28 protein-coding genes and 1 pseudogene are annotated in these 26916 nt (G+C 66.0%); 7 read left to right on the top strand and 22 right to left on the bottom strand.

Annotation, left to right across the window (positions count from 1 at the left end; genetic code table 11):
• Positions 1–167 precede the first annotated feature (167 nt).
• Complete coding sequence (locus MBR110_RS19485; RefSeq protein ID WP_034195148.1) at positions 168–476, top strand: hypothetical protein; 309 nt, start codon at positions 168–170, stop codon at positions 474–476.
• A gap of 360 nt (positions 477–836) precedes the next feature.
• Positions 837–1172, top strand: coding sequence for a hypothetical protein (locus MBR110_RS19490; RefSeq protein ID WP_059474845.1), 336 nt, complete (start codon positions 837–839; stop codon positions 1170–1172).
• Positions 1173–1197: 25 nt separating this feature from the next.
• On the opposite strand, the gene MBR110_RS19495 is transcribed toward MBR110_RS19490, so the two are convergent.
• From MBR110_RS19495 to MBR110_RS19505, 3 genes are all read right to left on the bottom strand, one after another.
• Positions 1198–2070, bottom strand: coding sequence for a LysR substrate-binding domain-containing protein (locus tag MBR110_RS19495; protein ID WP_059459402.1), 873 nt, complete (start codon positions 2068–2070; stop codon positions 1198–1200).
• Positions 2071–2223: 153 nt separating this feature from the next.
• Positions 2224–3123, bottom strand: a complete 900-nt coding sequence (bla, locus tag MBR110_RS19500; RefSeq protein ID WP_181709492.1) for a class A beta-lactamase — start codon at positions 3121–3123, stop codon at positions 2224–2226.
• A gap of 216 nt (positions 3124–3339) precedes the next feature.
• The gene (locus MBR110_RS19505) at positions 3340–4200 is read right to left on the bottom strand and encodes a peptidoglycan DD-metalloendopeptidase family protein (RefSeq protein WP_175983924.1); all 861 of its coding nucleotides are present in this window, start codon (positions 4198–4200) and stop codon (positions 3340–3342) included.
• 517 nt (positions 4201–4717) lie between these two features.
• Here MBR110_RS19505 and MBR110_RS19510 point away from each other — a divergent pair.
• On the top strand, positions 4718–5614 hold the full coding sequence (locus MBR110_RS19510; RefSeq protein ID WP_034195151.1) for a LysR substrate-binding domain-containing protein: 897 nt from the start codon (positions 4718–4720) through the stop codon (positions 5612–5614).
• Between the two features lie 53 nt (positions 5615–5667).
• The gene (locus MBR110_RS19515) at positions 5668–6054 is read left to right on the top strand and encodes an ester cyclase (RefSeq protein WP_045577908.1); all 387 of its coding nucleotides are present in this window, start codon (positions 5668–5670) and stop codon (positions 6052–6054) included.
• 55 nt (positions 6055–6109) lie between these two features.
• On the opposite strand, the gene MBR110_RS19520 is transcribed toward MBR110_RS19515, so the two are convergent.
• Entirely contained in the window at positions 6110–7264 is a 1155-nt protein-coding gene (locus MBR110_RS19520) for a porin (RefSeq protein WP_011882406.1), read from the bottom strand.
• A gap of 389 nt (positions 7265–7653) precedes the next feature.
• Here MBR110_RS19520 and MBR110_RS19525 point away from each other — a divergent pair, with 389 nt between their 5' ends.
• Positions 7654–8757 (top strand): OpgC domain-containing protein, encoded by a 1104-nt coding sequence (locus tag MBR110_RS19525; RefSeq protein ID WP_034195153.1) that lies wholly within the window; start codon positions 7654–7656, stop codon positions 8755–8757.
• 61 nt (positions 8758–8818) lie between these two features.
• Positions 8819–9748: an alpha/beta hydrolase gene (locus MBR110_RS19530; protein ID WP_059464063.1), complete on the top strand. Its 930-nt coding sequence runs from the start codon at positions 8819–8821 to the stop codon at positions 9746–9748.
• Positions 9749–9837: 89 nt separating this feature from the next.
• Here MBR110_RS19530 and MBR110_RS19535 read toward each other — a convergent pair whose 3' ends face one another.
• The 3 genes and pseudogenes from MBR110_RS19535 to MBR110_RS19545 all read right to left on the bottom strand — a co-directional run bounded on the left by MBR110_RS19535 (position 9838) and on the right by MBR110_RS19545 (position 12216).
• Positions 9838–10170: a cupin domain-containing protein gene (locus tag MBR110_RS19535; RefSeq protein ID WP_059894053.1), complete on the bottom strand. Its 333-nt coding sequence runs from the start codon at positions 10168–10170 to the stop codon at positions 9838–9840.
• A gap of 176 nt (positions 10171–10346) precedes the next feature.
• Positions 10347–10806 (bottom strand): annotated as a pseudogene (locus MBR110_RS19540) (hypothetical protein); the annotation flags it as partial.
• A gap of 222 nt (positions 10807–11028) precedes the next feature.
• The gene (locus MBR110_RS19545) at positions 11029–12216 is read right to left on the bottom strand and encodes a porin (protein WP_181709493.1); all 1188 of its coding nucleotides are present in this window, start codon (positions 12214–12216) and stop codon (positions 11029–11031) included.
• A gap of 156 nt (positions 12217–12372) precedes the next feature.
• Between MBR110_RS19545 and MBR110_RS19550 the strand changes: the two genes are divergently transcribed.
• Positions 12373–12561, top strand: a complete 189-nt coding sequence (locus tag MBR110_RS19550; protein ID WP_126220882.1) for a hypothetical protein — start codon at positions 12373–12375, stop codon at positions 12559–12561.
• A 413-nt stretch (positions 12562–12974) separates the two neighbouring features.
• On the opposite strand, the gene MBR110_RS19555 is transcribed toward MBR110_RS19550, so the two are convergent.
• The 15 genes from MBR110_RS19555 to MBR110_RS19625 form a co-directional block, all read right to left on the bottom strand.
• On the bottom strand, positions 12975–14357 hold the full coding sequence (locus MBR110_RS19555) for an LLM class flavin-dependent oxidoreductase (protein WP_059475849.1): 1383 nt from the start codon (positions 14355–14357) through the stop codon (positions 12975–12977).
• Positions 14358–14383: 26 nt separating this feature from the next.
• Complete coding sequence (locus tag MBR110_RS19560; protein ID WP_059668585.1) at positions 14384–15148, bottom strand: ABC transporter permease; 765 nt, start codon at positions 15146–15148, stop codon at positions 14384–14386.
• On the bottom strand, positions 15145–15879 hold the full coding sequence (locus MBR110_RS19565) for an ABC transporter permease (RefSeq protein ID WP_060082317.1): 735 nt from the start codon (positions 15877–15879) through the stop codon (positions 15145–15147). Before MBR110_RS19565 ends, MBR110_RS19560 begins: the two co-directional genes overlap by 4 nt.
• Positions 15880–15884: 5 nt before the next feature.
• Positions 15885–16688, bottom strand: a complete 804-nt coding sequence (locus MBR110_RS19570) for a transporter substrate-binding domain-containing protein (protein ID WP_041494186.1) — start codon at positions 16686–16688, stop codon at positions 15885–15887.
• 363 nt (positions 16689–17051) lie between these two features.
• Positions 17052–17648, bottom strand: a complete 597-nt coding sequence (locus tag MBR110_RS19575) for a LysE family translocator (RefSeq protein ID WP_230681291.1) — start codon at positions 17646–17648, stop codon at positions 17052–17054.
• A gap of 31 nt (positions 17649–17679) precedes the next feature.
• Positions 17680–19203, bottom strand: coding sequence for a threonine ammonia-lyase, biosynthetic (gene ilvA / locus MBR110_RS19580; protein ID WP_059734383.1), 1524 nt, complete (start codon positions 19201–19203; stop codon positions 17680–17682).
• Between the two features lie 34 nt (positions 19204–19237).
• Positions 19238–20710, bottom strand: a complete 1473-nt coding sequence (locus tag MBR110_RS19585) for a gamma-glutamyltransferase (protein WP_258569988.1) — start codon at positions 20708–20710, stop codon at positions 19238–19240.
• A 98-nt stretch (positions 20711–20808) separates the two neighbouring features.
• The gene (locus MBR110_RS19590) at positions 20809–21636 is read right to left on the bottom strand and encodes a thioesterase II family protein (protein ID WP_014725218.1); all 828 of its coding nucleotides are present in this window, start codon (positions 21634–21636) and stop codon (positions 20809–20811) included.
• 21 nt (positions 21637–21657) lie between these two features.
• The gene (locus tag MBR110_RS19595) at positions 21658–22281 is read right to left on the bottom strand and encodes a LysE family translocator (RefSeq protein WP_011882430.1); all 624 of its coding nucleotides are present in this window, start codon (positions 22279–22281) and stop codon (positions 21658–21660) included.
• Positions 22282–22346: 65 nt separating this feature from the next.
• Positions 22347–22817, bottom strand: a complete 471-nt coding sequence (locus MBR110_RS19600; RefSeq protein ID WP_230939021.1) for a GNAT family N-acetyltransferase — start codon at positions 22815–22817, stop codon at positions 22347–22349.
• A gap of 104 nt (positions 22818–22921) precedes the next feature.
• Positions 22922–23827, bottom strand: coding sequence for an alpha/beta fold hydrolase (locus MBR110_RS19605; protein WP_181709494.1), 906 nt, complete (start codon positions 23825–23827; stop codon positions 22922–22924).
• Positions 23824–24060 carry a phosphopantetheine-binding protein gene (locus tag MBR110_RS19610; RefSeq protein WP_011882433.1) on the bottom strand — a complete coding sequence of 79 codons (237 nt, stop codon included), beginning with the start codon at positions 24058–24060 and terminating at the stop codon, positions 23824–23826. The genes MBR110_RS19605 and MBR110_RS19610 overlap by 4 nt, the downstream gene beginning before the upstream one ends.
• Positions 24061–24149: 89 nt before the next feature.
• A complete protein-coding gene (locus MBR110_RS19615; RefSeq protein WP_011882434.1) occupies positions 24150–25073 on the bottom strand; it encodes a chlorinating enzyme in 924 nt (307 codons plus the stop codon).
• A gap of 29 nt (positions 25074–25102) precedes the next feature.
• Positions 25103–25360: an acyl carrier protein gene (locus MBR110_RS19620; protein ID WP_034195170.1), complete on the bottom strand. Its 258-nt coding sequence runs from the start codon at positions 25358–25360 to the stop codon at positions 25103–25105.
• Positions 25293–26894 carry an amino acid adenylation domain-containing protein gene (locus tag MBR110_RS19625; RefSeq protein WP_059463126.1) on the bottom strand — a complete coding sequence of 534 codons (1602 nt, stop codon included), beginning with the start codon at positions 26892–26894 and terminating at the stop codon, positions 25293–25295. The genes MBR110_RS19620 and MBR110_RS19625 overlap by 68 nt, the downstream gene beginning before the upstream one ends.
• Positions 26895–26916 lie beyond the last annotated feature (22 nt).

The raw sequence follows: 26916 nt of genomic DNA on the forward strand, positions 1-26916 counted from the left end.
GCTTGCCCGCCTGGACCGCGAGAGCCTTCCTCGCAGATGTCGATCGAGACAGTTCGAGCCTCACGACGTCGCGACCCGGGCTGCTGCCAATCCTTTCGGCTGCCGACTCGGCGATTCCGCGCGTCCCTATCCATTCATGCGTTTCACTCCCTTCGAAAGGACGAGTCATGAGCTTCGTTTCAGCCTTCTTTGCAGGTGCCTTCTTGTGCAACGCGATGCCGCACCTGACTGCCGGTCTGCGCGGCGAAGTTTTTCCGTCTCCGTTTTCGAAGCCGCACGGAAAGGGGCCATCGTCGCCGCTCGTCAATGTCCTTTGGGGCTTTCTGAACGCACTGATCGGCTTGGCGCTGCTGCTCCATCATCCGTTCCCGCCCGGGGTGAACGTAGATAGCGCGGCGATGCTCGCCGGCGTGCTGGTCATAGGTGTCTTCTCATCGGTTCACTTCGGCCGTGTACGCCGCGAAGGCTTGTTTTGAGCGTGCACGACGTCGGCACGCGAGTGCCCACCTGCGCAATTTACCGACGGCGACCACGACGAACCCATTGTTGGTACTGCGATCCACACGATCGCCGTTGGTTGACTCCCCAACGATTGGCCGGCAAACCGCCGTTCCTTCCACAGCGCTTGCATGCGCCATCCGTACTACCCCGAGTTGCAGTAGTACAAGTTCGAGATAGATTGATCACCGGAACCCGACGTCCCTTGCGTGCCGTCGTCTCCCCGTTCTCACTCAAGAGGTTCGATGAACTTGCCGTTTACGCATACAGCACCGCAGCGTTGACGGCCTGCCATTCGAGCGGCCTCGCTGCGACGCGCTTCCACTCTGGAGCCTGTCATGAAGCATCGCCGTGCTACCGCCTCGTTCGCCCTCGCTGCCGCGCTTCTGGTTTCATCGTCTTCCTTCGCGGCCGGCGCGTCCGGCATAGTTCGCTTCACCGGCATGATCGTCGAGCCGCCCTGCTCGTTCACGGTCGACAGCGCCGATGCGGAGCACGCCCGCATGCGTCCCGATTGCCCGCGCCCGGCCACCGGACAAGTCGCGTTCGTCGACGCGGCCACGCTGCACACGGTCGCCACCACGTCGTTCTCCCAGGGTTCGCGCACGATCGTCGTCCCCGAGCGCGCCGGCACCGCCCATGCGCCGCTGATCGCCGTCGTCACCTACCAGTAGGAAGCGTCGCCCGATACTGCGCGCGTCAGTCGCGATGGCAGGCGATCCAGTCGCTGAACGCGCGGATCTTCTGCTGACTGCCGATGCTCTCCGGATAGACGAAGTAGTAGCGCGCGCCGGTCTCGAGCACGATGTCGAACGGCCGCTCGAGCCGGTGTGCGCTGACGTCGTCGTCGACGAGCGTCACGTCGCCGATCGCGACGCCGAAGCCCTGCATCGCCGCGTTCGTCGCGAGGTCGAGCGTGTCGAAGGTCGGGCCGCGCTGCGCGTCGACGCCGCGCTCGCCCGCATGCTCGAGCCATGCGCGCCAGTCGCGATGATCGCGCGTCGGATGCAGCAGCGTATGGCGCACGAGATCGCCGACCGCGTCGAGCGGCGCGGCGTGCCGCAGCTCCGGTGCGCACACCGGCGTCAGCCGCTCGTCGAACAACGGCAGCGCGACGACGCCCGCGCCCGGCGACGTACCGTAGACGATCGCCGCATCGAACGGCTCGGTCGAGAAATCGACGACGTGCTGCCACGCGGTCGTGATCTGCACGTGCAGATCCGGATGCTCGCCCTGGAACCGCATGATGCGCGGCAGCATCCAGCGGATCACGCAGGTCGGCACCTTCAGCGCGAGATCGGTGCGCTGCCGCGTGAGCTTCATCGAGATGTCCTCGATGCGCGCGAAGCTCTCGTTGACGACCGGCAGCAACTGCTCGCCCTCCGGCGTCAGCAGAAGGCCCTTCGCGTGCCGCTTGAACAGCGGAAAACCGTAGTGCGCCTCGAGCGCCTGGATCTGGCGGCTCACCGCCCCCTGCGTGACGCACAGCTGCTCGGCCGCACGCGTGAAGCTGCGGTGGCGGGCCACCGTGGAGAAGATCTGCAGCGCGTGCAGAGGCGGAAGTCGGCGCATGGCGAGGCAGGTAAGCAGACGAACTGCGCGAACCAACGGCGCGCATGAAGCGCGCATCGCGCAGGCACACCGCGCGCCGGGACGGGCGCGGGCTGACCGACACGATAAGCGAAATGGCGGCGTTGCGCGAGCCGCGTCGCTCGCGCAGCGCGCTCAGGCCGTGGCGGTGAGCGCTCCGGTCGCGATGCGCGCCGCCGACGCGACGACGTCCGCGCGCGCAGCGGCGTCGGCCTGCGCTTGCGTGAACGACACCGCGAGCACGATCGGCGCGCGCGACGGCGGCCACACCACCGCGACCTCGGTCGTCGTGCCGTAACCGCCGGTGCCGCGCTTGGCCGCCACGCGCGAGCCCGGCGGCACGCCGGCCGCGATGCCGGTCGCGTCGGGCGCGCCGGCCGTCATCCAGTCGGTGAGCTGCGTGCGCTGCGCTTGCTGCAGCGTGTCGCCGAGCAGCAGCCGCTGCAGCGTATCGACCATCGCGACCGGCGTCGACGTGTCGCGCTCGTCGCCGGGCGCGGCACGGTTCAGCTCGGGCTCCCAGCGATCGAGCCGGAACACGGTGTCGCCGCTTTCGTGCGCGAACGCCGTGACGGCCTGCGGGCCGCCGAGCACGTTCATCAGCAGGTTCCCCGCGCCCTTGTCACCCGACTGCAGCATTGCGGCGCAGAGTTGCGCGATCGTCATGCCCGTGTCGACGTGGCTCTCCGTCACCGGCGAGCCGGCCACGACTTCGTAACGGCGATACAAGATGCGACGCGGCAGCAGCGATGCATCGAGCGACGCACGCGCGAGGATCGCGGCGGCCGCGACGACCGCATAGGTGCCGCACAGTGGGAAGCGCTCGCGCGCATGATGCGCGATGCGCGTGCCGTTCGACGTGTCGAGCGCGGCGACGCCGAGCCGGCCGTTCGACGCCTTTTCGAGTGCGGCGAGCTCGCTGCGGGCAACATGCGCGCGCCCCTGATCGGCAATGGGCGCCGACGTGCACGCGGCGACGAACGGCGCGGACACGGCGGCGAGCAACAGCGAACGACGAGTCGGAGAATGGTCCATGAATGAAGGCGTTCAGTCGGAAACGGTGGCGAAGCGGTGCATGGCGCAATACGCGCGGGCATTGGCGAGGCACGCGCGCGTTCATGGCGGCGGCCGGCTCGCGACGAAATGGCCGCGCCTCGCGCGACACGTTCGTCGCCGCCGCGAACGGCGGCCCTCGCGTGAACAGGCCCTAGCGTAGCAGCGAGCGCCGCCGCGTTCCAGCGGCGCGCCGCTTCAGCCTTGCGAAGAAGGCAGATAAGGCATCGGATTGACCGGCTTGCCGTCGCGCCTCACCTCGAACAGCAGCGCGACATGCGCGCTGTCGACGTCGCCCATTTCGGCGATCGCATCGCCCTGGCGCACGATGTCGCCGGTCTTCACGAGCACCCGGCGGCTATGCGCGTACGCGGTCAGAAAATCCGCATTGTGCTGGACGATGATCAGGCTGCCGTAATCGTTCAGGCCCGTGCCCGCATACATCACGCGGCCGTCGGCGGCCGCGCGCACCGGGTCGCCCGGCCGGCCGGCGATCTGAATGCCGCGGTTCTGGCCGGGACGGAACGCATCGACGATCTTGCCGCGGGCCGGCCACGTCAGCGACACCGCGCTCGCGTGCCGCCTGGTTTCGTTGACGACCCGGCGCTCGTTCGCCGGCGACACGTTCGGCTGCGCGGCAGCCGCGGGATTGGTCTGCGCGGCGGGAGCGGCCGGAACGGCACCAGCCGTCGCGTCGCTCGCGCGCTGCGCCGGTGCCGGCTGCTGCTGCCGGACGATGCGCAGCACCTGTCCCCGCCGCAATCTGGCGTGCGCATCGAGCTTGTTCCAGGTGCGCAGCTCGGCCACGCTGCAAGCGTGGGCGGCCGCGATGGCGCTCAGCGTGTCGCCGCGCTTCACCACGTACTTCCGTACGACGAGGATCGGGGCAGCCGGCGGCGCCGGTGTAGCCGGCAGTGCAGCGGCGGGCTGCTCCGACGACGGTCCCGCGAGCGTATCGCTCGGCGGAACGGGTACCGTACTTGCACAACCGGCCATGACGAGCACGGCGGCCAGGCCGGGCAGCCAGGCCGCGTTGCGGTACATCTCGCACAGTTTCATGGACGATCGACTCCCGTTTGACAATCTTTCAAGCATCTCAAAAACGGAACGGCCGACGTGTAACCGGATGCAAACAATGATGACAAACGATCACGAGGCACGCGTCGGCGGGACCTTCGTTCTCGGTAATACGGTCGGAATCGGAAAAACTTGACGGTTTCCTGCACGCCAGGCGGAAATTTTCTCGCCTGCGGACCGCCGGAACGGCATTCGGACGGCCGGCGCGGCCTTCATCGCAGCCAGTCGACCAGCTCGGCGCAGGCCCATGCGACGCCGATGCACAGGAACAACAGGTGCAACGCGATCTTGAACGACACACCCCACGACGGCTCGTCGCGCATCCCGGTCTCCTCCTGGATCGATATGCGGCGATGATCGGTGACCGATCGCGCCCCGAAAATGCGGAAGCGGCGAACCGTGTCTCAGGCTCAGCCTGAGGCACGAGGCCGGCCCGAGACCGGCGCGGCCGTTCCTGCTAACTTATCGGCCATTCCCGTCCTGACGCCCCGCTCCGACCATGCGCTTCGATCTGACCGACCTGCGGCTCTTTCTGAACATCTGCGAGGCCGGCACGATCACGGGCGGCGCCGAGCGGACCCACATCACGTTGCAGGCCGCGAGCGAGCGCATCCGCGGCATGGAGGACGAACTGGGCGTACCGCTGCTGCACCGGGCGAAGTCGGGCGTGCAGGCGACCGATGCCGGCCATGCGCTCGAGCATCACGCACGCACGGTGCTGCAACAGATCGATCAGATGCGCGGCGAGCTGCAGCAATACGGCCAGGGGCTGCGCGGGCACATCCGGCTGCTGTGCAATACGGCGTCGCTGAGCGAATACCTGCCCGACGCGCTCGCCGCATACCTGCCGCATCATCCGAAACTGTCGATCAGCGTCGAGGAGCGTTCGAGCCAGGAGATCGTGCATGCGATTCGCAACAAGACCGCGGAGGTCGGCATCGTCGCCGATTCGGTCGGCCTCGACGGGCTCGAGCAGAAGCGCTTCCGCGAGGACTGGCTGATCGCGGTCGTGCCGGCCGCGCATCCGCTCGCCGCACGCGAGCACGTCGCGTTCGACGAAATCGTCGATGCGGACTTCATCGGGCTCACCGACGGCAGCGCGCTGCAGGTCCATCTCGCCGAGCAGGCGCGTGCGCTCGGCAAGCGAATCCGCTACCGTGTCCAGTTGAAGAGCTTCGACGCGATCTGCCGCGTGATCGAAAGCGGCGTCGGGATCGGCATCGTGTCGCGCCATGCGGCCGAGCGCGCGGCGCAGACGCTGGACGTGCGGCTCGTCGAGCTGTCCGACGCATGGAGCCATCGCAAGCTGACGCTGTGCGCGCGCTCGTTCGACCAGTTGCCGAAATACACGCAGGCGTTCGTATCGTTTCTGTCGAACGACACGCCGCCGCGCTGAGCGACGCGCGGCCATCGAAGCAACCGGAGGACATACGAGGAGGCATTGCCATCATGACCGAATCCGACCTCGCGATCCGCTATCGCGCATACATCGACTGCCTGAACCGTCAGGATTGGGCGGCGCTGGGCGACTACGTCGCCGACAACGTGATCCACAACGATCGGCCGCTGGGCCTGGCCGGCTACCGCGCGATGCTGGAGCAGGATTTCCGCGACATCCCGGACCTGCGTTTCGAGATCCGGCTGCTCGTGTGCGAGCCGCCGCGCATCGCGGCGCGGCTGCGCTTCGCGTGTTCACCGCGAGGCACGTTCATGGGGCTTGCCGTCGACGGCAGGCGCGTGACCTTCGCCGAAAACGTCTTCTACGAGTTCGACGACGGCAGGATCCGGCAGGTCTGGTCGGTCATCGACAAGGCCGCGATCGAAGCGCAGCTGTGATGGTCGCGCGCGGCCGCGGGCGCGGCGGCGGCCGGCGCTGCACTACGCTGCCCGCTCAGAACTTGTGGCGAATCGCGGCGCGCACCGCGAACTGGTTCGACGACGACGACGGCCCGTCGGTCCCGACGACATAGCCGCCGTCCGCCGCGGTGCCGGTCTTGTCGCCGGCCACTTTCTGCCAGGCGCCCTGCAGATAGACGTCGGTGCGCTTCGACAGGCTGTAGTCGGCCATCAGCCCGACGGTGTGGTACTTCGGCTTGAACGAACCGGCCGCAGCGTCGAACTTGCCGTCGGTGTACACGTACTGCGCGCCCAGATAGAAATCTGGCGTGAGCTGGTACTTGCCGTTGACCTCGAAGTTCTGGAACTTGGTCGCGCTCAGCCCGAGCCCCGAGAACGTCGATGCCGGCAGGTAGACCGTCGACACCGGGTTCTTCACGTCCGTCTTCGTATAGACGAAGCCGACCGTCGCCGGGCCGAACGTGTAGTTGATGCCGCCGCCGAAGATGCGCAGGCGGTCGGCGACGAAGTTCGCGTCGTCGGCGGCGATCGCGCCGGCGTTACCGGCGCCCGGGTTGTTCGCCTGCAGATACGCGGCCGCGACCTGCAGCCCGGCCAGCGAATACTGCGCGCCGAGGCTGTACTGGCGGTTGTTCGAGAAGCCGGTGCTGTTGCTGAAGCTGTAGGTGCCGCCGAACGTCAGGCCGTTCCAGTCGGCGCTCGCGTACTTGACCGTGTTGTTGACGCGGAACGAGTTGTCGGTGTTGTCGTTGTCGAACGGATGCGAGAACAGCGTGCCGCCCCAGTTGCCGTTGGCCGTGAGCGGCGCGAGGTAGTCGACGACCGAGTCGTACTGGCGGCCGAAGCTGAGCGTACCGAAGCGCGATTCGCTGAGCCCGACGAACGCCTGGCGGCCGAACATGCGGCCGCCCTGGCCGAGCCGCCCGTTGTTCACGTCGAAGCCGTTTTCCAGCGTGAAGATCGCCTTCAGCCCGCCGCCGAGATCCTCGCTGCCCTTCAGGCCCCAGCGGCTGCCCTGCGCGTAGCCGCTCGCGAGCTGGTAATTGGTCTTGCCGAGCCCGTTGACGTTCACGTTGTTGGTGTAGTTGAAGCCTTCGTCGATCAGGCCATACAGCGTCACACTGTTCTGCGCAAGGACCGGCGCGGCGCAAGCGGCCAGCGCGGCGGTGAGAATGACGTGCTTCTTCATGACGAATCTCCGGAGCCTGGGCCGGGTTGGTCGAGCAACCGGCGCATGTTTGGTCTGTTGTTTACGTGGCCCGCCGTGCGGACGACGCGGTGTGCGGCCGCGTGAGGACAAAATGGTGTCACGTCGGAAATCGTCCGTCCATCGGGCTGCGGGTGCGCGGCGCAAACCGTTGCGCTCGTCCAACTGCGTACTGCGGCGTACTGCGCCGGCGGCCCGCCGCGGCTTGCCGGCGTTGGCCGGACGGGCCGCCATCCGCGTAAACCCGGTGGCAGCGGCATCGGTGGCACAATGCGCATCCGTTCGCCATTTCTTCACGAAGTCATGCTTCACCCCGATTCCTGCGCGGCACGTGCCAGCCGCGCATGCGGCGGGCGCCGGGAGGCGCTCCGATGACCGCGCCGGCCCGGGCCGGCCGCTACGCCGAGCTCGATTTCTTCCGCGGCCTGGTGCTGCTCGTGATCGTCGTCGACCACATCGGCGGCAGCATCCTGTCGCGCGTCACGCTGCACGCGTATGCGCTGTGCGACGCGGCCGAGGTATTCGTGTTCCTCGGCGGCTTCGCGACCGCCATCGCTTACAACTCGCTTGCGGAGCGCCACGACGAGGCAGCCGCGCGCCAGCGCTTCATCCGGCGCGCGTTCGAGATCTATCGTGCGTTCCTCGTGACGGCCGGCCTGATGCTGCTGATCACGGCCATGCTGAACGCGTTCTCGATCGACGGCCCGAACATGCCGACCAACGATCTCGACGGCCTGCTCGAGAAGCCGCTCGTCGCGCTGCGCGACATCCTGCTGTTCCGTCGCCAGCCGTATCTCGCGTCGGTGCTGCCGATGTACGCGTTCTTCGCGCTGCTGGTTCCGCTCGCGCTGCCGCTCGCGCGCGCGCAGCCGTGGCTGCTGCTCGCGTTCAGCGGCTCGCTGTGGTACGCGGCGCCGCATGCCGCGCGCTTCCTGCCGACCGTCGAAGGCGTGCCCTGGGACTTCAACCCGTTCGCGTGGCAGTTCCTGTTCGTGCTCGGCGTGATCGCGCGCTGCCAGCCCGTCTACCAGACGCTCGCGCCGAAACCGCAGGGCTGGCTGCTCACGGCCGTCTCGCTCGCGATCGTCGCCGCGGGCGCGTACTACCGGCTGCGCATCGAGCCGTTCCCGACCGATCCGTCGATCAAGCAGAACCTCGGTGCGCTGCGGCTCGCGAACTTCGTCGCGATCGCGTGGCTCGCGGCCAAGCTCGTCCACCTCGGCTGGATGAAGAAGGTCGCGCATGCGATGCCGTGGATCGGCACGATCGGCCGCCAGGGGCTGCTGTGCTTCGTCGCGGGCACCGGCATCTCGCTCGCGGTCGACTCGCTGCTGTACCAGGCGACCGAAGGCTATCTCGACGTGCCGCTCGGCCTCACCGCCGATGTCGTCGCGATGGGGCTGCTGTATCTGGTCGCGAAACTCTATGGGCCGCTCGTGTCGCGGCTGCCGTCGCCGTTCCGTTCGCGACGATGACCGGCCGAGCCGTCATGCGCGGCTGCTACGATAGCGGTCGCCTCCATTGAAACGCTTCGCCATGCGCCGCTTCGTCCTGCCAATCACCGCCGTGCTGCTCGCCGCCACGCTCGCCACCGCTCATGCCACGCCCGGTGGGCCCGCGGTGTCGCCGGGCGCGTCGTTCGCCGCGCCCGCCGCGGCTGCGCCGGCCGCTCAGGAGCCGGCGCTCAATCCGGGCAGCAGCATCGCGCTGCGTTCGTTCCGGTCGGCGTCGCTGAAGCGCGACTGGTCGTACACCGTGTACCTGCCGCCCGGCTACAACGCGGAAGGCGCGCGCTATCCGGTGCTGTATCTGCTGCACGGCAACGCCGGCAACGCGAACGACTGGATCACGCAGGGCCGCCTGCAAGTCACGGCCGACACGCTGATCGAGCGCCACGAGATCCCGCCCGTCGTGATCGTGATGCCGCAGGGCGGCACCGACTGGTACGTCGACCGCAAGGAGAAGATGCAGAGCGCGTTCCTCAACGATCTGCTGCCGGAGGTCGAGGCGCATTTCGCGGTGTCGAACCAGCGCGCGGGCCGCGCGATCGGCGGCGTGTCGATGGGCGGCTTCGGCGCGCTGCGCTTCGCGCTGCTCGAACCGGGCCTGTTCTGCGGCGCGATGCTGCTGAGCCCCGCGATCTATGCGAACGAGCCGCCGCTGAATTCCGCCGCGCGTTATGTGGGCGTGTTCGGCGACCGGCAATTCGATCCGCGCGTATGGCACGAGCTCAACTATCCGGCGCTGATGCGCGCTTATTTCACGCGCACGTGGCGCGTGCCGATGTTCATCGCGGCCGGCGACGACGACCTCACGATCCAGGCCGAATCGAGCCTGTTGTACACGCAGCTGCGCCGCGCGCAGAATCCGGCCGAACTGCGCGTCGTCGACGGCGGGCATACGTGGGACGTGTGGCGCGGGCTGCTCGGCCAGGGGCTGAGATACGTACTCGAATGCGTGAGGTAAGGACGCGGGATCTTGCGCGGGCCGCCCGGCATCGGCGCTGGCACCGGTGGGCGCAGTCACGGGCCGATCGCTTGCGGCAGACCTGCGCGTCAGCGTTCGTGATAGACGGCGAGCCATACGGACGGCTCGTCCGGATGCGTCCATGCGACCCGATGACGACAGTGCGGTTCGATCAGCAGGTAGTCGCCGGCACGCATCTCGAGCCGCGACCCATCGGCTTCGAACTCGAGCACCGCCGCGCCGGACAGCAACGCCACCCATTCGGCGCGCGTATCGTCGTACCAGAACCCAGCGGGACTCGCGTGGCCCATCGACACGATTCGCTCGATATCGACGCGCGCGCCGTGGACGAGCACGTCGACCTGCTCGTCGCTGCTGCGGCTTGCTTCGGGACTGAACAGGTTGCCGGTGTGAAGTTGCATCGTCTGATCCTCGTGTTCGCCCTTGGGTCAAGGCGGTTGACGCTCACTGTAGCCCACTGTCGCGCAGCGTCATGTCGACGGCCGGAACGCCGCAACCTTGTTTCGCCCGGTCGCATTCGCGCGGTATAGCGCCCGATCCGCGGCCTTGATCATGCTGTCGGCTTTTTCATCGCCGACCGTGCGCGACGCCATTCGCGATCCAGACCTTCCGCGAAGCTGCGGCGATTGCCTAGGCCGGTGAGACCGTCGGTGCGCGCGAGCAGCACGAGCTCCGATTCCGCGCACATCCGGCGTCGCAGCTGCGCGCCGGGCATCACCGACACCGCGATGAACGCCGCACCGAACGGTGCGACCAGCGCGCCGTCGTCGCGGATCAGCGACATCGAGCCGTGCTGTCCGAGCGACAGGCCGGTAAACAGCGGGTGGAAGTATTCGAGGTTCAGTGCGATGAGGACGACGCCGGCAAACGAGCCGTCCGGGTTCGAGATTCGCCGCGTGAGGCCGATGCTCGGCGCGCCGCGGCACGTCGGTAGCCGAATCGAGGACGACGTTACCGTCGGCATCGAGCACCAGCATCGACCCGAGAAAGCGCGCGGTCATCGCGTTGTCGAACAGCACTATTTGTGTGGGGGTGGGCGGATAAGCGTTGAACTTCGTGGGTTGTGACCTTGCATCACGCTGCACGCCAATCGGTCCATGCTCAGCGACGGCGCGCCGCTCGCGGCGTAGATGGATCCGGCGTCGTGTGCCGGCCTTCGTCATAACCGGCAGCGCTTCGTGTATCCAATCGACGTAGGATGCAAGCCGCCGAGGAAAAACGCGCGGCGTCCACCACAGGCGCCCATCCGGCGCGACCGATCAGAATCGGCGTCGCAAACCGAGTGATGCAATGAGCTGGTTCGCGCCGGACGCCCGTGAAAAGTTTGCGATCTGCGCGCCGCGGATACCTGTTCCGGCCAGTTGGTTGGCCCGTTGATAGACCGCCTCGGCGTAGATGTCCGTCGTCGGCGAAAGGAAGTAGGTGTTGACGATGCCGACCTGATGCCACTTCGGATAACGAACGCCCGCCGGCGTCGCGAAGCGGCCCGCAGTAAACGTATAACCGGCCGAAACGTCCCAGTTCTGCAGCACGCTATAGCGCACGTTCACCTCGACGTTCTGAAACCGCACATCGTCGCCCGGCAGGCTGACCGCCGTGTCCACGACGTCGTTGATCGACGTGGTGTGATCGAGCCGCGTCTCGCTGAGCACGAAGCCGGCCGCACCGTTGCCGAAATGGAGCAAGCCGCCCGCGGCCCAGGTACGCTGGCGCGCCGCGTTGAACGGTGCGCCGGCCGGTGCCGCGCCGTTCACGTTGGCGCTGGAGAGATTCGATGCGTTGTTGAACTGCACATAGCCCGCGCCCAGATCGAGATTGCCGTATTGATACGACGCGCCGAGGCTATACGCGCGGTTGTCGTCGAAGCCGCCGGCCCGGTTCGAAAAGCCGTACAGCACACCCAGCTTGAGGCCGCCCAGCAGCGGGCTCACGTACTTGACCGAGTTGTTGATGCGCGTCCAGTTGTCGAGGTTGTCGTTGTCGAAGACGTGCGCGAATGCCGTGCCGCCATATCGCGTCCCTCCCAGAGAAAACGGCTCGACGAACTGCACGACCTCGTCGAACTGGCGCCCCGCAATCAGCGAGCCGAGCCGTTGCGATTGCAACGCAACCCAGGACTGGAAGCCGAACAACCGGCCCTGCTGCGAAGCCGTGCCCGTCATCGGCGCAAAGCCGTTCGCCAGCATGAACGCCGCATTCAGATCTCCACCGAGGTCTTCCCTGCCCGACAGGATCCAGCGGCTACCGTTGATGTCCCCGCTCTTTGCCTGCCACGCGCTCTGATGCCCGTGGGTATTGCCGCTATCGCTCACGTACGCAATGCCCGCGTCGATGATCCCCGACATCTGGACGGCGCTCTGCGCCTGCGTCGCGGAACTTGTCGTCGCCAACAACGCGCCCGCGAATGCAATGGTATGGCTCGTTCTGAAAAGTGCTGCTTGCGTCATCTTCCGCTGCCTGCCTTCCGGTCACCGTCAATTCGGGTTACGAATTAGTAAATACGAATTCATGCTTGAACGATTCTGTCACTGGCCACGCAGCACGGCTGCGGCAAGCAAGATTGCCAGTCGGCAAATATTCGCGACGACGCACGTTTCGATATAGTGCAAAAGCTGGAAGAGTCCTTTGTCGCGTGCATCAAACGCATCGGTGTCCATACGGTGCAAGCCACAGCTCTCGATCCGCTTTTTATCTATATGGATTTCCAGATTTCTCGTTTGACAGCGTCATCGATTCAGGGCGGCAGATTCGCCGGGGGCGTGCGTCACGTCGCATTGCACGGTGCGCTGTGAGAGAAACCGCCGGGCCTGCGCATCGTGGCGGGATTCGTTGGACCACGCCGATCACCGTCGGCACGCATGGATCGACGCGGCATATACCGGCACCGCTGCGTCGGCCGGCTAATCGCGGCGGCCACGGCCGACGAGCAGTGCCGCCGTGCGGCTCACGGAAACGCGGCTGATCGTCGGCACGACCCGTCGGTCTTGTCGCTCGTCGGCGTACCGTCAGATGCTCGCCGCCGCGAGAATGGGCTGCAATGGCGGCCGATGTGATCGACCGCCGCGCATCGGACCGTTCCACTCATTCGCCACGCTAGCGACACCGGTAGAATCGGTTCGCGCGAGCGGTGGATTCGCAATCGGAACAGCGCGTCACGATCCATGCCGCGCAACGCGCCGATCTTTGCTCCGTCGCTAACCGTTCGTCAGCGTCCGCCGGATGCCGATTGCCGGAACGATGCGCCATGCGCGGTATCCGGCAGCCTGTCGCGGCCACTGAGCCGCGAGCGGAAGGTACCAGCCGGCGACGAGGTCCGATACAGGCCGCGCTTTTTCAGCTCCGGCACGACGAGTTCGGCAAAATCGTCGAGCGTACCGGGGCTGATCAGCGGATTGAGCATGTAGCCGCTCGTGGTCGACTGTCGCGCATGTTCGGCGATCTGGTCGGCGACTTCGTCCGGTGAACCGACGAGGATGAGGTCGGTGCCGCGCGTGACGCTCGCAAACTTGCGTCGCACGTCGCCGGCAGTGAGCGGCTTGCCGCTTCCGTCTGCGCGCACCACGTAGGACGTGAGCCCTTCCGTCTGCGTCGTCAGCGGTTCGTCGTCGGCATAGCGGTCGATGTCGATGCCGGTGTCGCCCGCATAGCTGACGAGTTGCGCATGCTGGTGATAGTGCTGCTGCAGCGAATGGTATTTCTCTTTCGCCTCGCTCGACGAACGCGCGGTCACTATCCGCAGCACGGTCAGCGATTTCACATCGTCCGCAGCGCGGCCGCGTTCCGTCGCGAGCCGCCGAATCTCGTCGAGGCCCGCACGGATCTCGTGCGGATTCGACTTCGCGACGAACACCACCTCCGCGTGCTTCGCGGCGAATTCCCGTCCGCGCCCCGACCAGCCGGCCTGAATCAGCACGGGCGAGCGCTGCGGCGACGGCGCACAGACGTGCGGCCCGTGCACGCGATAGTGCACGCCTTCGTGCGCGATCGGCCGCACACGGTCGCCGCGTGCATAGCGCGGCGCGTGCTTGTCGGCGACGACCGCGTCGTCGGCCCAACTCCCTTCCCACAGCTTGTACACGACGTCGAGAAACTCCTCGGCGCGCGCGTAGCGTTCGTCGTGGCCGATCATCCGGTCGAGCCCGAAGTTGCGCGCCGCACTGGTCAGGTACGACGTCACGATATTCCAGCCGATCCGGCCGTTGCTGAGATGGTCGAGTGTGCTGAAGCGGCGCGCGAGCGCGAACGGGTGCTCATAGGTCGTGCTCGCTGTCACGCCGAACGCGAGCCGCTCAGTCTGCGCGACGAGCGCCGGAATGAGCATCATCGGATCGTTCGCGGGCGCTTCGACCGCCCATCGCAGTGCCGCGTCGGCCGATCCGCCATAAACGTCGTACAGGCCGAGCACGTCCGCGAAGAACAGCATGTCGAGATCCGCCTGCTCGGCCGTACGCGCGAGGTCCGACCAGTACGCGAGCGTATTGGCGCGCAGCCGTTCGTCGGCCGGATGGGTCCACAGACTCGGCGCGCCACCGCAGCCGACGCTGGCTTGCTCATACAGGGTGAACAACAAGGGGCGAGGATCGGACATCGTGTAGTTCGCTATCAAGACAGGAATCAATTGGGCGCCGCCCACGCGCCGGATGACGGGCGGTGCCGGACCGGCACCCCGGGTTCTGGCGCGCGCGCCAGATGGCGATTGACGCGCTTCTCGAGACGAGCAGCGGGAAAAGTGAACAGCGCGACCAGCACGACATAGACGATCGCCGCGCCGCCCAGCGGCTCGTACACGCGCAGCGTCTCGAAGCGCAGCGTATTGGCCGTCCCCATCACGTCGAACACGGTGACGGTCGATGCAAGGACAGTCGATTTCAGCAGCAGGATCGCCTCGCCGGTGAGCGCCGGTAGCGCGAGTCGCCAAGCACGTGGGCCGACGATCCGGCGCAGCACCTGCAGGCGCGTCATCCCGTATGCGTGACCGGCTTCGATCTCGCCGGCCGGCACGCCGGCAATCGCGCCGCGCAGGATCGTCGCCACATACGCGCTCTCGTTCACGCTCAACGCGACGATCGCGTACCAGAACGCGTCGCGCAGCAGCGGCGATGCCCAGCTGTCGCGCATCCATTCGCGCGGTACGATCTGGCCGAATCCGTAATACAACAGGTAGAGCTGGACGAGCAGCGGCGTACCGCGAATCAGCATGAGCCAGCCGCGTGCAGACCAGCGCAGCGGCGTATGGCGGGCATCGGCCGCAAGCGCGAGCGGTACGCCCAGCAGCACGCTGACCGAGCCGGACACGAGCGTCAGCGCAAGCGTCGTCGGCACTGCGGTGAGCAGCTTAGGCATCACCGTATCGAACAGGAACGGCAGCGAGAAAATCATGCTGTTGCGCGCCTCGTCCCACGATTCGCATGCCGCTCGAGCGCTGCGAAGACGCCCGTCGACGCGATGCTGAGCAGCAGGAACAGCGCGGCCGTCACCAAATAGAAGAACACGTAGTGCCGCGTCGCGCCGGCCGCGAGCTGGCTCGCCCTCAGGAGATCCGTGAACGAGCCGAGCACGCTGATGAACGACGCATCCTTGGTCGCGTTCAGCCACACGTTGCCGACGCCCGGCAATGCGATCCGCGCAGCAGCCGGAAGGCGGATGCGCGTCAATGTCTGCCACGGCGTCATCCCGTACGCGTGCGCGGCCTCGACCTGACCGACCGGGACGTTGACGAGGGCCGCACGGAAAATGTCGGTCAGATACGCACCCTGAATGAATCCAAGCGATAAAGCGGCGACGACGAACGGATCGAATGCGAAGCCGTCGGACACGATCCCGCTGTCGCGGAGCGCACGCTCGACGGCCGGCGCCACCACATAGAATGCGAGCAGCAGGCACAACAGCTCGGGCAGCGCGCGCACGAGCGTCGTGTAGAGCCGCGCGAGCCATGCCAGCGATGCGTGCCGCGACAGTTTGCCGAGCGCGCCGGCAACGCCGAGCAGCGCGCCGGTGCAGAACGACGCTGCCGCGACGGCGGCCGTCAACGCGAATGCACTGGCGAACATGCGGCCATAACCGCCGTCGCCGAATGCGAGCAGTGCAAGCAGTGAATCGTCAGCGGCCATCGGCGTCAGCGGCCCTTCTCGATCGAGCCCTTCAGGTTCGGATAGCGGGCGGTGATCGCATCCCACGTGCCGTCCTGCTGCAGTTGCGCGATCGCGGTCGACAGCTTGTCGCGTAGTGCATCGCCGCGACGCAGGCCCGCGCCGATGCCGAGGCCCAGCACCGGATTGTCCGCGCATGTGGCCTTGATCTCGAAGTCCTTGCCGTCGCGCGACGCGAGGAACGCCGTAAACAGTCCCTTGCCTTCCTGCACGTAGTCGACGCGGCCGGACACCAGATCCGCGAGCGCGTTGTCGAACTTGTCGAACGCCTTGATCTGCGCGTCCTGCTTGAAGCGGGCATCGAGGAACGCCGAGAAGTTCGTACCGGCCTCGACGCCGATCACACGCCCCTTGAAAGTCGCGGGTACCGCGCAGTCGACGCGACGCCGGTCGCTTTTCGCGCCGACGAACACCGTCGGCGATTCGTAATATGCACGACTGAAATCGATCGCCTTCTGCCGCTCGCCAGTGATCGTCATCGATGACCAGATCACGTCGATCTTGCGGTTCTGCAATGCGGGAATCAGACCGTCCCACGCAATGTCGGTCAGCTCGCACCGAACGTTCAGTTTGCCGCAGGCGGCATCGAGCAGGTCGATCTCCCAGCCTTTCCACTTGCCGGCAGCGTCCTTCGAAAAGAACGGCGGATACGACTCGGCATCGATGCCGACGCGCAGCGTCGGCTGGGCTGCATGGGAAACCGGCACGAGGCCGAGCACGAACAACGCGGCCGCGGCACGGCGGACCGGAGAGAGCATCGAACGATTCATGTGGCGAATTTCTGGAAAAACGTCGGAACAACCGGCGCCGCAGCCGGCACGAGGCGAGACTGTAATGCGTGCCGACGCGTGTACCAAATGGTTATTTTTTCGATGAATATCTGTTCGGACGATATGTGGCGAGTCGAGCATCGCGCGGGGGCTACGAGCAAGCCGTTCGGCGCTGCGCCGACACCGTCGGCAGTTGCCGTTGAACGTCGGCAGAAAGCCCGCTCGACCGGCACCCAGCGCAACTGTCAGGATCTTCACGTTGCCCACGACCGCGCCGTTCGACACCGCCTCGCCGGTAGCAGCCGTGTTCGATCACAGCCGGCCCCGCCCCGCCGTTCATCGTCGCGTTGCAACGTCAGCAACTCATTTGACGAGCGAATACAGCACGGTCCCTGAAAACAGCACCAGTACCATCGACGAAAAGCGAAGCACGGCAGTGACATGGTGCGAGCCGGATGTCAGCATGCGCGTTGCGCGCCCCAGGCTGGCCCATCCGGTCCCAACCGGTATGAGAACGAGCAGAAACACGCCGAATGCCTGGGCCGCGCTGCTCGAATCGTGAAACGTCTGCCATGGAAACGCCGTACTTGCGAGCAGAAAGGCTTTCGGATTCAGCAAGGTGGCGACGAGCAGATTCCGCCACGTCACCGCCTTCGGACGTCGATCTTCCTCCAGCCTGCCTCGCGTCCACATCTTGGCGGCCAACAGCAGCAGGTACGACGAACAGGCGACCTTGATCACGCTCAGCACGTGAGGATGCTGCGCCGCGAACGCCAGCAGCGAAACGCCCCAGACGGAAATGGCGATGACGTACCCGGCCGCTTCCGCAAGCACGAGCGGCAGCGTGCGCGCCAGGCCAACGCTGATTCCCGACGAAAACAACAGCGTGTTGGTCGGCCCCGGAACGATCAATACCAGGATCGTGTAGAAGCACATCGTCATCAATTGATGGGAGTTCAACGTAGCCTCGCCCGAGATAGTGACCGGTCTTTCAGCGTCGCTCGCCCTGCAGCGAAGCCAGATACGGCGACGCATCGGCTTGCTCGCTGAACTCGAAATTCGTCGCCTCCAGCGCCCCGTACAGGCGGGCCGAATCCGCCTCGCCGCAGCGAATGCCGATCAGTACGCGCCCGTAGTCGAACCCTTCGTTACGATAGTGAAACAGGCTGATGTCCCACGCATCGTCGAGCTTGCGCAGAAACTCCAGCAAGGCGCCGCGGCGCTCGGGGAACATCACCTGAAAGAGCTTCTCGTCGTCGATGCGGAACGCGTCCGCGCCGACGAGCTGATGACCATGCGTGCGCCAGAGCGTACTCCCGCCGAGATCGGTGGCCCGGTATCCGGCCGCCGCCAGATCCTGCACGATCTTGCGCGCGCCCTCGGCTCCCGGCGTCCGCACGCCGACGAAAACCTGCGCGTCGCCGCCCGTTGCGCGGCGGTAGTCGAACGCGGTCACCACACAATCGCCGAGTTGCTCGATGAGCGCGCGAAAGCTCCCGGGACGCTCGGCGATCGAAACAGCGAAGCGCGCCTCACGGTTTTCGCCGAGCGTCGAACGCTCGGCGATATAGCGCAGCTGATCGAAATTCATGTTGGCCCCGGATGCGATCGCGACCAGCGTCCCGCCCTTCTGCTCGCGTCGTTGCCACGCCTTCAAGCCGGCGAGCGCCAGAGCGCCCGACGGCTCGAGAATCGAGCGCGTATCGACGAAGACGTCCTTGATCACTGCGCAAACCTCGTCGTTGTCGACGCGCACGACGCCGTCGAGATACTGCCGGCACAGCTCGAAGCTATAGGCGCCGACCTGACGCACCGCCACGCCGTCGCAAAAGCGGCCGACGTGCGCCAGCCGCACCGGCGCACCGCCCTCGAGCGCCTGATACATGCTGTCGGCGTCGCTCGGCTCCACACCGAAAATCCTGATCTGCGGCTTCACGCGCTTGACGTACGCGCAAATTCCGGCGGCCAGCCCTCCTCCGCCGATCGGCACGAAAATCGCATCGAGTTGGGTCGTCTGCTGGAGAATTTCCATCCCGACGGTCCCCTGGCCGGCAATCACGTGAGGATGATCGAACGGCGGCACGAAGGTGCTGTCGCGCTCGCGCGCATCGGCCAGCGCGGCATCGCAGGCATCGTCGAAGTTGTCGCCGTACAGCACGACCTCGGCGCCATAGCGGGCGACGGCCTGGACCTTGATGTCGGGTGTGGTGTGCGGCATGAACACGCGCGCGCGGCACCCGAGCGTGTGTGCCGCGAGCGCCACGCCCTGCGCATGATTGCCGGCGGAGGCCGTCACCACCCCGCGGGCGAGCGCCTCCGCGGACAGCCGCGCCATCAGCGTATAGGCGCCCCGGACCTTGAAGCTGAAGCTCGGCTGCATGTCTTCCCGCTTGAGCAAGACGCGACTGCCCAGGCGTTCGGACAGCCGCGACAGGGATTCGAGCGGGGTCTTGACGGCCACGTCGTAGACGGGAGCGTTCAGGATACTGGTCAGATAATTGAAGTCTTCGTGCATGGTGTGATCGGACGTGAACTGAATCGCGGCCGCCTCAATGTGCGTCGCGCTCGGCCACCGCCGCCGACCACGGGGACGAGACGAAGGCGCCCCCGGTCAGCTGGCGGGTTTGGCCATTGCGCAGGACGACGTTGGGGCAACCGAACAGATTGGGTGCGACGAGATTGGCGGCCCGCCTGACTTCGTGAGCCGCTCCGATGGCCTGCGCAACCGATGCGTCGAAGCGATCGTCGATCGTGACCCACGGGTCGCCGCTCGCATCGACACGCGGGAAGTGAATCGCGTCCTCGATCGACATGCCGCAATCGACCAGATACGCGACGAGTTGCATGACGGCCGGCATTATCCGTCGGCCACCCGACGCACCGAGCGCCAGTACGTCCCCCGTCGCGCGCTTGACCACCGTCGGGCACATGTTCGACAGCGGCACGGCGCCCGGCATGATCGAGTTGGCCTTCCCCGGTCGCGGATCGAACCACATGACGGCATTATTCATGACGATCCCCGTATGCGGCAACGTCACTCTGGAGCCGAACATCGACAACAGCGTCTGGGTCAGCGCGACCGCGTTGCCGTGTCGATCGACGACACTGATATGCGTCGTGCACGTCCCGCGTCGCGCATCGTCGCCCGGCGCCGCGCCGCCGATCCGCTCGGCATAGGTCTGCGTCAACGCGTCGGCGATGCGCGAGAAGAATCGCGCGTCCGGACGTGCCGTCCCGTCGGCGTCCGCTTGCCGCGCGAACAGGGACAGCGCGCGCGTCAGCGCCGGTCCTGCCGTGAGCGCCGATGAGGTCAGGATGGATGCATCGCGGTAGCGCAGCGCTTCGATCGGCGTGATTTCGGCCCGATACGCGGCGAGATCGTCGAAGCTCAGACGCGACCCCACGGTTGCGAAATCGGCGGCGATTCGGTGAGCGAGCGCACCACGATAGAAATCGTCGCCGCCGCGCTCGGCAATCGCCTCCAGCGTGGCCGCCTGATCCTCCAGCACGATCGGCGATGCCGCGCCCGCCCAGTCCGACGCAGGCGCGTGTCCGTCCCGCAGATAGCATGCACTGCTTCCCGGATAACGTGCGAGCCCCGCGGCAACGGACGCGATCTTCAAGGTCAAGTACCAATCGATTTCGAGTCCTTCCCGCGCGCAACGAACCGCCGGCTCCACCAGCCGCCGCCACGGCAACGAGCCGCATTCGCGATGTGCCAGCGTCATGCCGGCGACCTGCCCCGGAACGCCGATCGAGAACGGACCTTCCAGATTGCGGTCGTCGACGACCGCGGGCCACCCGAACATGCCCCGCGCCGGTTCTCCGGTCAGGCGATAGTCGTCGGCTTCGAGCGCCAACGGCGCTCTCGCTGCGAAGTCGATGCTGAATGCAGTTCGGCCGGCCGGCGCAACGACCATATGCCCGACGCCGCCCAACCCGCTTTGCCACGGTTCGAGCACGCCGATCGCGAAACTCGCGGCTATCGCGGCATCGACCGCGTTGCCGCCGTCCTCCAGCACCGCCGCGCCGATGCTCGATGCCTTGTAGTGCTGGCTCACGACGATGCCGCCCGATGCGGAAATCGCGGCCTTGCGGATCTGCCAATTTTCTAGATGCGTCACTTCATCCCTCTGTCGTGATCGGGCGCACACGCATGGCGTGCCGGCGCAACGGATTCGCCGTGACGAAGCGCCAGCGAATGCTGGACGATCGCAGCCAGGTGATCCAGTACGGCTTGCATTGCCGAATGGATAAAAAAATGTCCGCCGTCGAAACGACGTATCGAAAACTCCGTCGACGTGAAGGCGTGCCACGCCAGCGCATCCGCTTCCGATACCAGCCCGTCGTCCGCGCCGGTCAGCACGTGGACCGGTATGCGCAGATCGTGCGGCGTGCTGCGCCAGGTTTCCCGGCACTGCAGGTCGGCGCGAATCGTCGGCATGAAGGTATCGAGGAAATCCCTGCGCTCGCGCGCAATGGGCGGCAGCCCGTCGAGATGGATCAACGCTTCGATCAGCGCGTCGCGCGGCAGCAAATGCAGCACGTGCTCACGCCGAATCGGCAGGTGCGGCGCGGCACATGCCGACGCGACGAGGGCGATCGGAGGCCGCCCGAGCTCGACCAGCCGACGTGCCAGCTCAGCCGCCACGACGGCCCCCATGCTGTGGCCGAACAACGCGAACGGCGCAGGCGGACAGTCGCCGACCATGCGAACCAGCTCGTCGACCACGGCATCCATATGCGTCAGCGCCGGTTCGGCAAATCGGCTGCCGCGCCCGGGCAATTCGATCGCACAGACTTCGAGGCTCGCGGGCAGCGCGTGTCGCCAGCCGGCGAAGATCGAGGCACTGCCGCCCGCGTAGGGCAGACAGAAAATCCGGGCGTCCGCGTGCCCGTCGGTGGGAAAGGACACGATACCGCGGGGAAGCCGCGTGGTTTCGGGCATGACGGGCATATCCGCGCGCGCCTATTTCCAGAACAGCAACGGCACGCATGCGAGCAGCAGCAGCGCCATCGTGCGGTTATAGATCACGCGCGCACGATCGGTATGCAGCAGCTTCTGCATCCCGACGCCGAGCGCGGCCCACACCGACACGGCCGGAAAATTGATCGCCACCATCAATATGCAGATTCCGATTACCGATGAAATGAAGCCCTGACCGTCGACCGAGAACAGAATGATCAGGTTCGCGGCCATCAGCCAGGTTTTCGGATTGACGAACTGGAACGTCGCGGCCTGAACGAACGAAAAGGGCTTCGTTTGCGCGTCCTTGGCCGCGGGCCGCCCGGCGTTCGCGATCTTGAACGCGAGGTATGCCAGATAGAGCGCGCCAACCACGAACAACGCCAGTCTTGCCGCCGGATATTCGGTGAACACGACCCCGAGCCCGGTCGCACTCAGCGCGACCAGAACGGTTGCGCCCACCGTAATGCCCAGCAAATGCGGTAACGTGCGCACGAATCCGAAGTTCGCGCCGGACGCGGCAAGCATCACGTTGTTCGGGCCAGGCGTAATCGAGAGCGCGAGAATATACGCGGCGACGGCCAGCGGCTTGAATTGTTCGATTCCTGATGCAAGAGCAAACGACATGAGGTCCCCCTGACGGACATTTCAACGGCGTTACGAAGACAGCACGCGCTGCCGGCGAATCGAGATCAGCGTGCGGTCGATCTGACGAATTTCTCGATGGCGTCGAGTTCTGCGCGCAGCACGCGATAGCTGACCGTTTTAACGGGATTGCGCAGCATCGGCATGTCGATGACGCCCTCGCCGTGCGGCTCGATCCCGAGCTTGCTTTTGACGCGCTGCGCCGAAACGTTTTCGGCAGGCGTCTCGAAGCGGATGCTCTCCAGATCGAATCGATCGAAGAAGATGCGCATGGCTGCCAGATACGACACCGGTCCGATGCCGGCGCCGCGGTATCGGGCCTGCCAGATATGGGCGTGCATCACGGCACTGCGCCCCGGGTCGAGGTGCGTCAGCTCGTGGACGCCGATCGCCTCACCCATGTGACGGATCGTCAATATCGGCGCAGGCGCGACACCGCCGCATGCCCGCCGTACCAGAATCGTCAGCAACTCGCGCATGCGTTGCTCGCTCGGCAGCTTGTCGACGTCGACGTTCATCGACTCCATCAGCGCCGGCGGCGACCGATACCAGTAGTCGAGACAAGGGCCGATGTCTTGCTCGGCGAAATCGTCGACGCGGATGTCCGGCAAATGAATCCTGTTCATGATCGCGCCACAATGAAGTCGATGATCGATCGGTTCACGTCGGCCGGCTTTTCAAGGTGAAGGAAATGCCCGGCCCCGTCGACGATCTCGCGCGTGAGCGTCGCTGAAAAATATTCCGGCACGCCGTCACCGGAAAATGCTTCGAGACGCCCTTCGCGATCGTGAGTGCCGTGCATCAGGAGCGTCGGCACGGTGACCGGCCCGGCGGCGATGCGGGCCTGCTGTTCACGACGCTCCGGGTCGCGCAGCGCGACATGGCGACAGCGGTATTGCGCGAGCGCCGCGTCGAGCACGCCTGGCTGGCGAAACGTGGTCTTGACCGCTTCGACGATGTCCCGCGGCACGTCCCAGTTGCGCGAAGCATCGCGCCACCACGCCTCGATGAACGCGAAATCGTCGTGGGCCAGCACCTGCTCGGCCGACGGCGACTGAAAGAAGAACGTGTGCCAGATGCCTTTCAGGTAGTCGTAGTGCAGCCGCTGCGCCGCGTCGGGACGGCTCCATCCGAGCGCCACCAGCTTCGTGACGCGCTCCGGAAACAGAATGGCCGCCGCAATGGACGCCTGTGCGCCCCAGTCGTGCCCGACCAGGATCGCCTGTTCGACACCCAGCGCGTCGATCAACGCGCGCAGGTCATGCGCCATGTAGCAGGTGTGGTACTGATCCGCCGGGGCGGTGCCGGACGGCGCGTAGCCGCGCAGGTACGGTGCGACGGCCGTGAAACCCGCGTGCGCCAGCTCGGCGAGCAAAGGCAGGAACGAGCGCGCATGGTCCGGAAAGCCGTGCGAGCAGATGACCAGCGGGCCGCTGCCTTGCCTCAAATAATGAATCTCGATGCCGTTCGCGTCGATCGCGCCGCGCGTTACGTCCATCGGGTTCGACAAGCAGGCTGCGTGACTCATGCGACGTTGCTCAGCCGTTGTTCGACGACCGCGGCGAAACCGTCGACCGTCGAATGATTCATGAAGTCCAGCAACGACACTTCGATACCGCACGCCTGCTCGACCTTCGTGACCAGCACCGCCGCGGCCAGCGACCCGCCGCCGAGCACGAAGAAGTCCGCATCGGCCGCGACGTGCTCGACGCCGAGCGCTTCGGAAAACAGGCGCTTCACGAGTGCCCTGGTTGTCTGCATGTTCACTCCATCACGTGAATCGGATCGCCACCGCCGTCGCCGCGCGCGCGGCGACGATCCGGATATCGCTGGTATCGAGCCGTCGGCCGTCAGCCGCGGTCGTCGAAAGCAAACGCCCGCCCTCGCGCATTGCTGAGCGCGCGCCGGTTGTGACCGTAATGGTCCTCACCCGAGACCAGCACGACGCCATACTTGTCGAGCGAAATGGCGCTGCCGTACTCCTCGACGACGTTCGTATCCGGATACACCTTCACGCCGGTCGGAACGTAGCGGCTCGCGTAGCCGAGCCGCGTCACGTCGGCCGTCGAATTCGGAAACGACGAATGCATCAGCGTGGACCAGAAGATCACGCACTCGCCGGCCTGCATCGTGATCGACACCGCCTGCGACTCATCCGGCTTCCACGACGGATCCTTCTGAAGGGAGCGGTAGTCGTAACCGAAAAACCCGCGCTTGATCCCGTCCTTCTCCTGGGTATTGATCTTCGAAGCGTCGTAGGCCATCTTCTTCGACTCGTCGTAGAACATTTCCTCGTGCGTGCCGGGAATGAAGCGCAGACAGCCGTTCTCCTCGGTCGCATCGGTGAACGCGGTCCAGGCGGTAATCGCCCCGCCGAAACGGCTTTCGCCAGGCCAGACTATCTGCGGCGCGCCCGATGCATGCGCGAACGTATCGGCCTGATGCCAGTCCGTCCCCTCGTCGCCCGGGTACTTCGGAAACATCTCCGATCGCCAGCACAACAGGTCCGGCCCGAGCATGCTCGCGACGCGATCGACGATCTCGCGCCGGCCGATGTGCTCGCTGAGCAGGTTCACGTCGAGGTGACGATCGTAATTGGCGATCGGGCTCGTCGCCGGCAGATCGTAGATGGCGTGTTCCCTGTCGAACAGCTCGGCGCGAATCGCCCTGTAGCGCTCGCGCGCCTCGTCGGGCGAGTACACGCGAAACGGCCCGAAAAAGCCCTGTGCACGGAATCGGGCAAGTTCGTCTGGAGTCAGTGAAAACTGCGTCATGTCGATCCTCTCGGTTGAGTCGCTTTGCGCTATTTCTCTACGGCGGTTGCGGCAACGGCTGCCGCTCGATAAAGCCCGGTCCAGCCGGCCAGCGTCGGCGCCAGCATCAGCTTGGCCGTGGGTACGGTCACGCCCAGATCCTCCTCGATCTTGACTTGCAGCTCGACGATCGACAGCGAACTGGCGCCCAGGTCGAAAAAGTCGTCGTCGTCGCCGATCTCACGATCCTTCAACAACTCGGCCAGTCGTTTCCGAATGGGTTCCTTGAATTGCAGCGATTCGCTCATGTTCATCTCCGGTATTGCGGTTCTCCTGCGAACTCATCAGGCTCCGCCGGTTGACCTTGCCATTGACGGTCAACGGCAGCGCCACTTGCACTTCGATTACGTCGGGAATCATGTAGCTCGCCAGATGTCGCCCGAGGTGGCGCCGGACGGCCGCCCTGACCTCGGCGGGATCCCGCGACGACTGCACGAACGCGACGAGACGCTTTTCCCCCAGCTCGTCGCGTCCGACGTCGACAATCGCGTCCTCGACGTCGTCGGCCGTCGCGAGCACCTGCTGCACCTGTTCGACCGATACGCGATAGCCGCGTATCTTCACTTGCCTGTCGACGCGACCGATGAATTCGTAGGCGCCGCCGTGGCCTTCCCGCACGAGATCGCCCGTCCGGTAAAGCTTGTGATCCCGGCCGTGCGGATCGTCGACGAACACGGCCCTCGTTCTCTCCGGATCGTTCAGATAACCGAGCGCGAGGCCGATACCGCCCGCATAGAGCTCGCCCACCTCGCCCGGGCGTACCGGCTGCCCGCTCGCGTCGAGCACGCATACCGTGGTACCGGTGACCGGCCTGCCGATGGGCACCGTCGCGACCGGCGGTGCAGCGGCCGTCATCACATGGCAGCAGGTAAATGTCGTGTTTTCCGTCGGTCCGTATCCGTTGATCACGGTCAGCGAGGGAAATGCGGCGAGCACGCGTGCGACCGCGTCGGCCTGGACCACGTCGCCGCCCGCGAGGAGCACGCGAAGTTCCGATAGCAGCGGCAGCCGATTGCGCACCACCAGATGGAACAGCGCAGCCGTCAACCACATGACCGTCACGCGCTCGTCGCGCAACAGACGGCCCAGCGCGTTCAGATCGAGCACCGGCGATTCCTCGACCACCAGCGTCGCGCCGTTGAGCAGCGCTCCCCATATTTCGAACGTCGATGCGTCGAACGTGATCGGCGCCATCTGCAGCACACGATCGTGCGGACTCAGCGCGATGTAGTTCGTCTCGACGACCAGACGGTGGACCGCCTGATGCGGCACCAGTACGCCCTTCGGCTTGCCCGTGCTGCCGGAGGTAAACATCGCGTAGGCCGGCGAGATCGGCGTCGGCGCCTGCACGGGTGCGCTCGTCTGCGCGCCGTCGCGCCGGTCCGGCAAGACCCCATCGCGCCCGATCTCGACAAGCGCGATGCCGGCGAGATCCAGATCGGATCTCACCTGCGCGACGGACTCGGGCAACGTCAGTGCGACGCGCGCACCGAGTTCGCGCAGCTGCTCGTTCAGCACCGAGGCCGGGCCGGCCGGATCGACCGGAACGTAGTAGGCGCCGGCCTTCAGCACGGCAATCATCGCAATCACTGCGCCGGGCGAACGCGGCAACAGCAGCACGACCGGCGAACCCGCGGTAACGCCGGATCGGGCGAGGCGCGCCGCCAACCGATCGGACAGCGCGTCAAGTTGCGCGTAGGTGTACCGCGCACTTTCCGCGGCAAGCGCGGTGTGCTCGGCATGACGCCGGACCATCTGTCCGAATCGCTCGAGTATGCTCATCTCCAGTCCTGCCGGCTCGACA

It is taken from the genome of Burkholderia sp. MBR-1 (assembly GCF_013822785.1).
GTDB classification, from domain to species: domain Bacteria; phylum Pseudomonadota; class Gammaproteobacteria; order Burkholderiales; family Burkholderiaceae; genus Burkholderia; species Burkholderia vietnamiensis.

Excerpts from the sequence above, each read along its gene's own strand:
- MBR110_RS19485 (WP_034195148.1), top strand. The coding sequence starts at position 168 with ATGAGCTTCGTTTCAGCCTTCTTTGCAGGTGCCTTCTTGTGCAACGCG.
- MBR110_RS19610 (WP_011882433.1), bottom strand. The coding sequence starts at position 24,060 with ATGCAGACAACCAGGGCACTCGTGAAGCGCCTGTTTTCCGAAGCGCTC.
- MBR110_RS19620 (WP_034195170.1), bottom strand. The coding sequence starts at position 25,360 with ATGAGCGAATCGCTGCAATTCAAGGAACCCATTCGGAAACGACTGGCC.
- MBR110_RS19565 (WP_060082317.1), bottom strand. The coding sequence starts at position 15,879 with ATGGCCGCTGACGATTCACTGCTTGCACTGCTCGCATTCGGCGACGGC.
- MBR110_RS19605 (WP_181709494.1), bottom strand. The coding sequence starts at position 23,827 with ATGAGTCACGCAGCCTGCTTGTCGAACCCGATGGACGTAACGCGCGGC.
- MBR110_RS19600 (WP_230939021.1), bottom strand. The coding sequence starts at position 22,817 with ATGAACGTCGACGTCGACAAGCTGCCGAGCGAGCAACGCATGCGCGAG.
- MBR110_RS19615 (WP_011882434.1), bottom strand. The coding sequence starts at position 25,073 with ATGACGCAGTTTTCACTGACTCCAGACGAACTTGCCCGATTCCGTGCA.
- MBR110_RS19515 (WP_045577908.1), top strand. The coding sequence starts at position 5,668 with ATGACCGAATCCGACCTCGCGATCCGCTATCGCGCATACATCGACTGC.
- ilvA (WP_059734383.1), bottom strand. The coding sequence starts at position 19,203 with ATGCACGAAGACTTCAATTATCTGACCAGTATCCTGAACGCTCCCGTC.
- MBR110_RS19510 (WP_034195151.1), top strand. The coding sequence starts at position 4,718 with ATGCGCTTCGATCTGACCGACCTGCGGCTCTTTCTGAACATCTGCGAG.
- MBR110_RS19525 (WP_034195153.1), top strand. The coding sequence starts at position 7,654 with ATGACCGCGCCGGCCCGGGCCGGCCGCTACGCCGAGCTCGATTTCTTC.
- MBR110_RS19505 (WP_175983924.1), bottom strand. The coding sequence starts at position 4,200 with ATGAAACTGTGCGAGATGTACCGCAACGCGGCCTGGCTGCCCGGCCTG.
- MBR110_RS19625 (WP_059463126.1), bottom strand. The coding sequence starts at position 26,894 with ATGAGCATACTCGAGCGATTCGGACAGATGGTCCGGCGTCATGCCGAG.
- MBR110_RS19545 (WP_181709493.1), bottom strand. The coding sequence starts at position 12,216 with ATGACGCAAGCAGCACTTTTCAGAACGAGCCATACCATTGCATTCGCG.
- MBR110_RS19530 (WP_059464063.1), top strand. The coding sequence starts at position 8,819 with ATGCGCCGCTTCGTCCTGCCAATCACCGCCGTGCTGCTCGCCGCCACG.
- MBR110_RS19590 (WP_014725218.1), bottom strand. The coding sequence starts at position 21,636 with ATGCCCGAAACCACGCGGCTTCCCCGCGGTATCGTGTCCTTTCCCACC.
- MBR110_RS19495 (WP_059459402.1), bottom strand. The coding sequence starts at position 2,070 with ATGCGCCGACTTCCGCCTCTGCACGCGCTGCAGATCTTCTCCACGGTG.
- MBR110_RS19555 (WP_059475849.1), bottom strand. The coding sequence starts at position 14,357 with ATGTCCGATCCTCGCCCCTTGTTGTTCACCCTGTATGAGCAAGCCAGC.
- bla (WP_181709492.1), bottom strand. The coding sequence starts at position 3,123 with ATGGACCATTCTCCGACTCGTCGTTCGCTGTTGCTCGCCGCCGTGTCC.
- MBR110_RS19520 (WP_011882406.1), bottom strand. The coding sequence starts at position 7,264 with ATGAAGAAGCACGTCATTCTCACCGCCGCGCTGGCCGCTTGCGCCGCG.
- MBR110_RS19570 (WP_041494186.1), bottom strand. The coding sequence starts at position 16,688 with ATGAATCGTTCGATGCTCTCTCCGGTCCGCCGTGCCGCGGCCGCGTTG.
- MBR110_RS19535 (WP_059894053.1), bottom strand. The coding sequence starts at position 10,170 with ATGCAACTTCACACCGGCAACCTGTTCAGTCCCGAAGCAAGCCGCAGC.
- MBR110_RS19490 (WP_059474845.1), top strand. The coding sequence starts at position 837 with ATGAAGCATCGCCGTGCTACCGCCTCGTTCGCCCTCGCTGCCGCGCTT.
- MBR110_RS19595 (WP_011882430.1), bottom strand. The coding sequence starts at position 22,281 with ATGTCGTTTGCTCTTGCATCAGGAATCGAACAATTCAAGCCGCTGGCC.
- MBR110_RS19560 (WP_059668585.1), bottom strand. The coding sequence starts at position 15,148 with ATGATTTTCTCGCTGCCGTTCCTGTTCGATACGGTGATGCCTAAGCTG.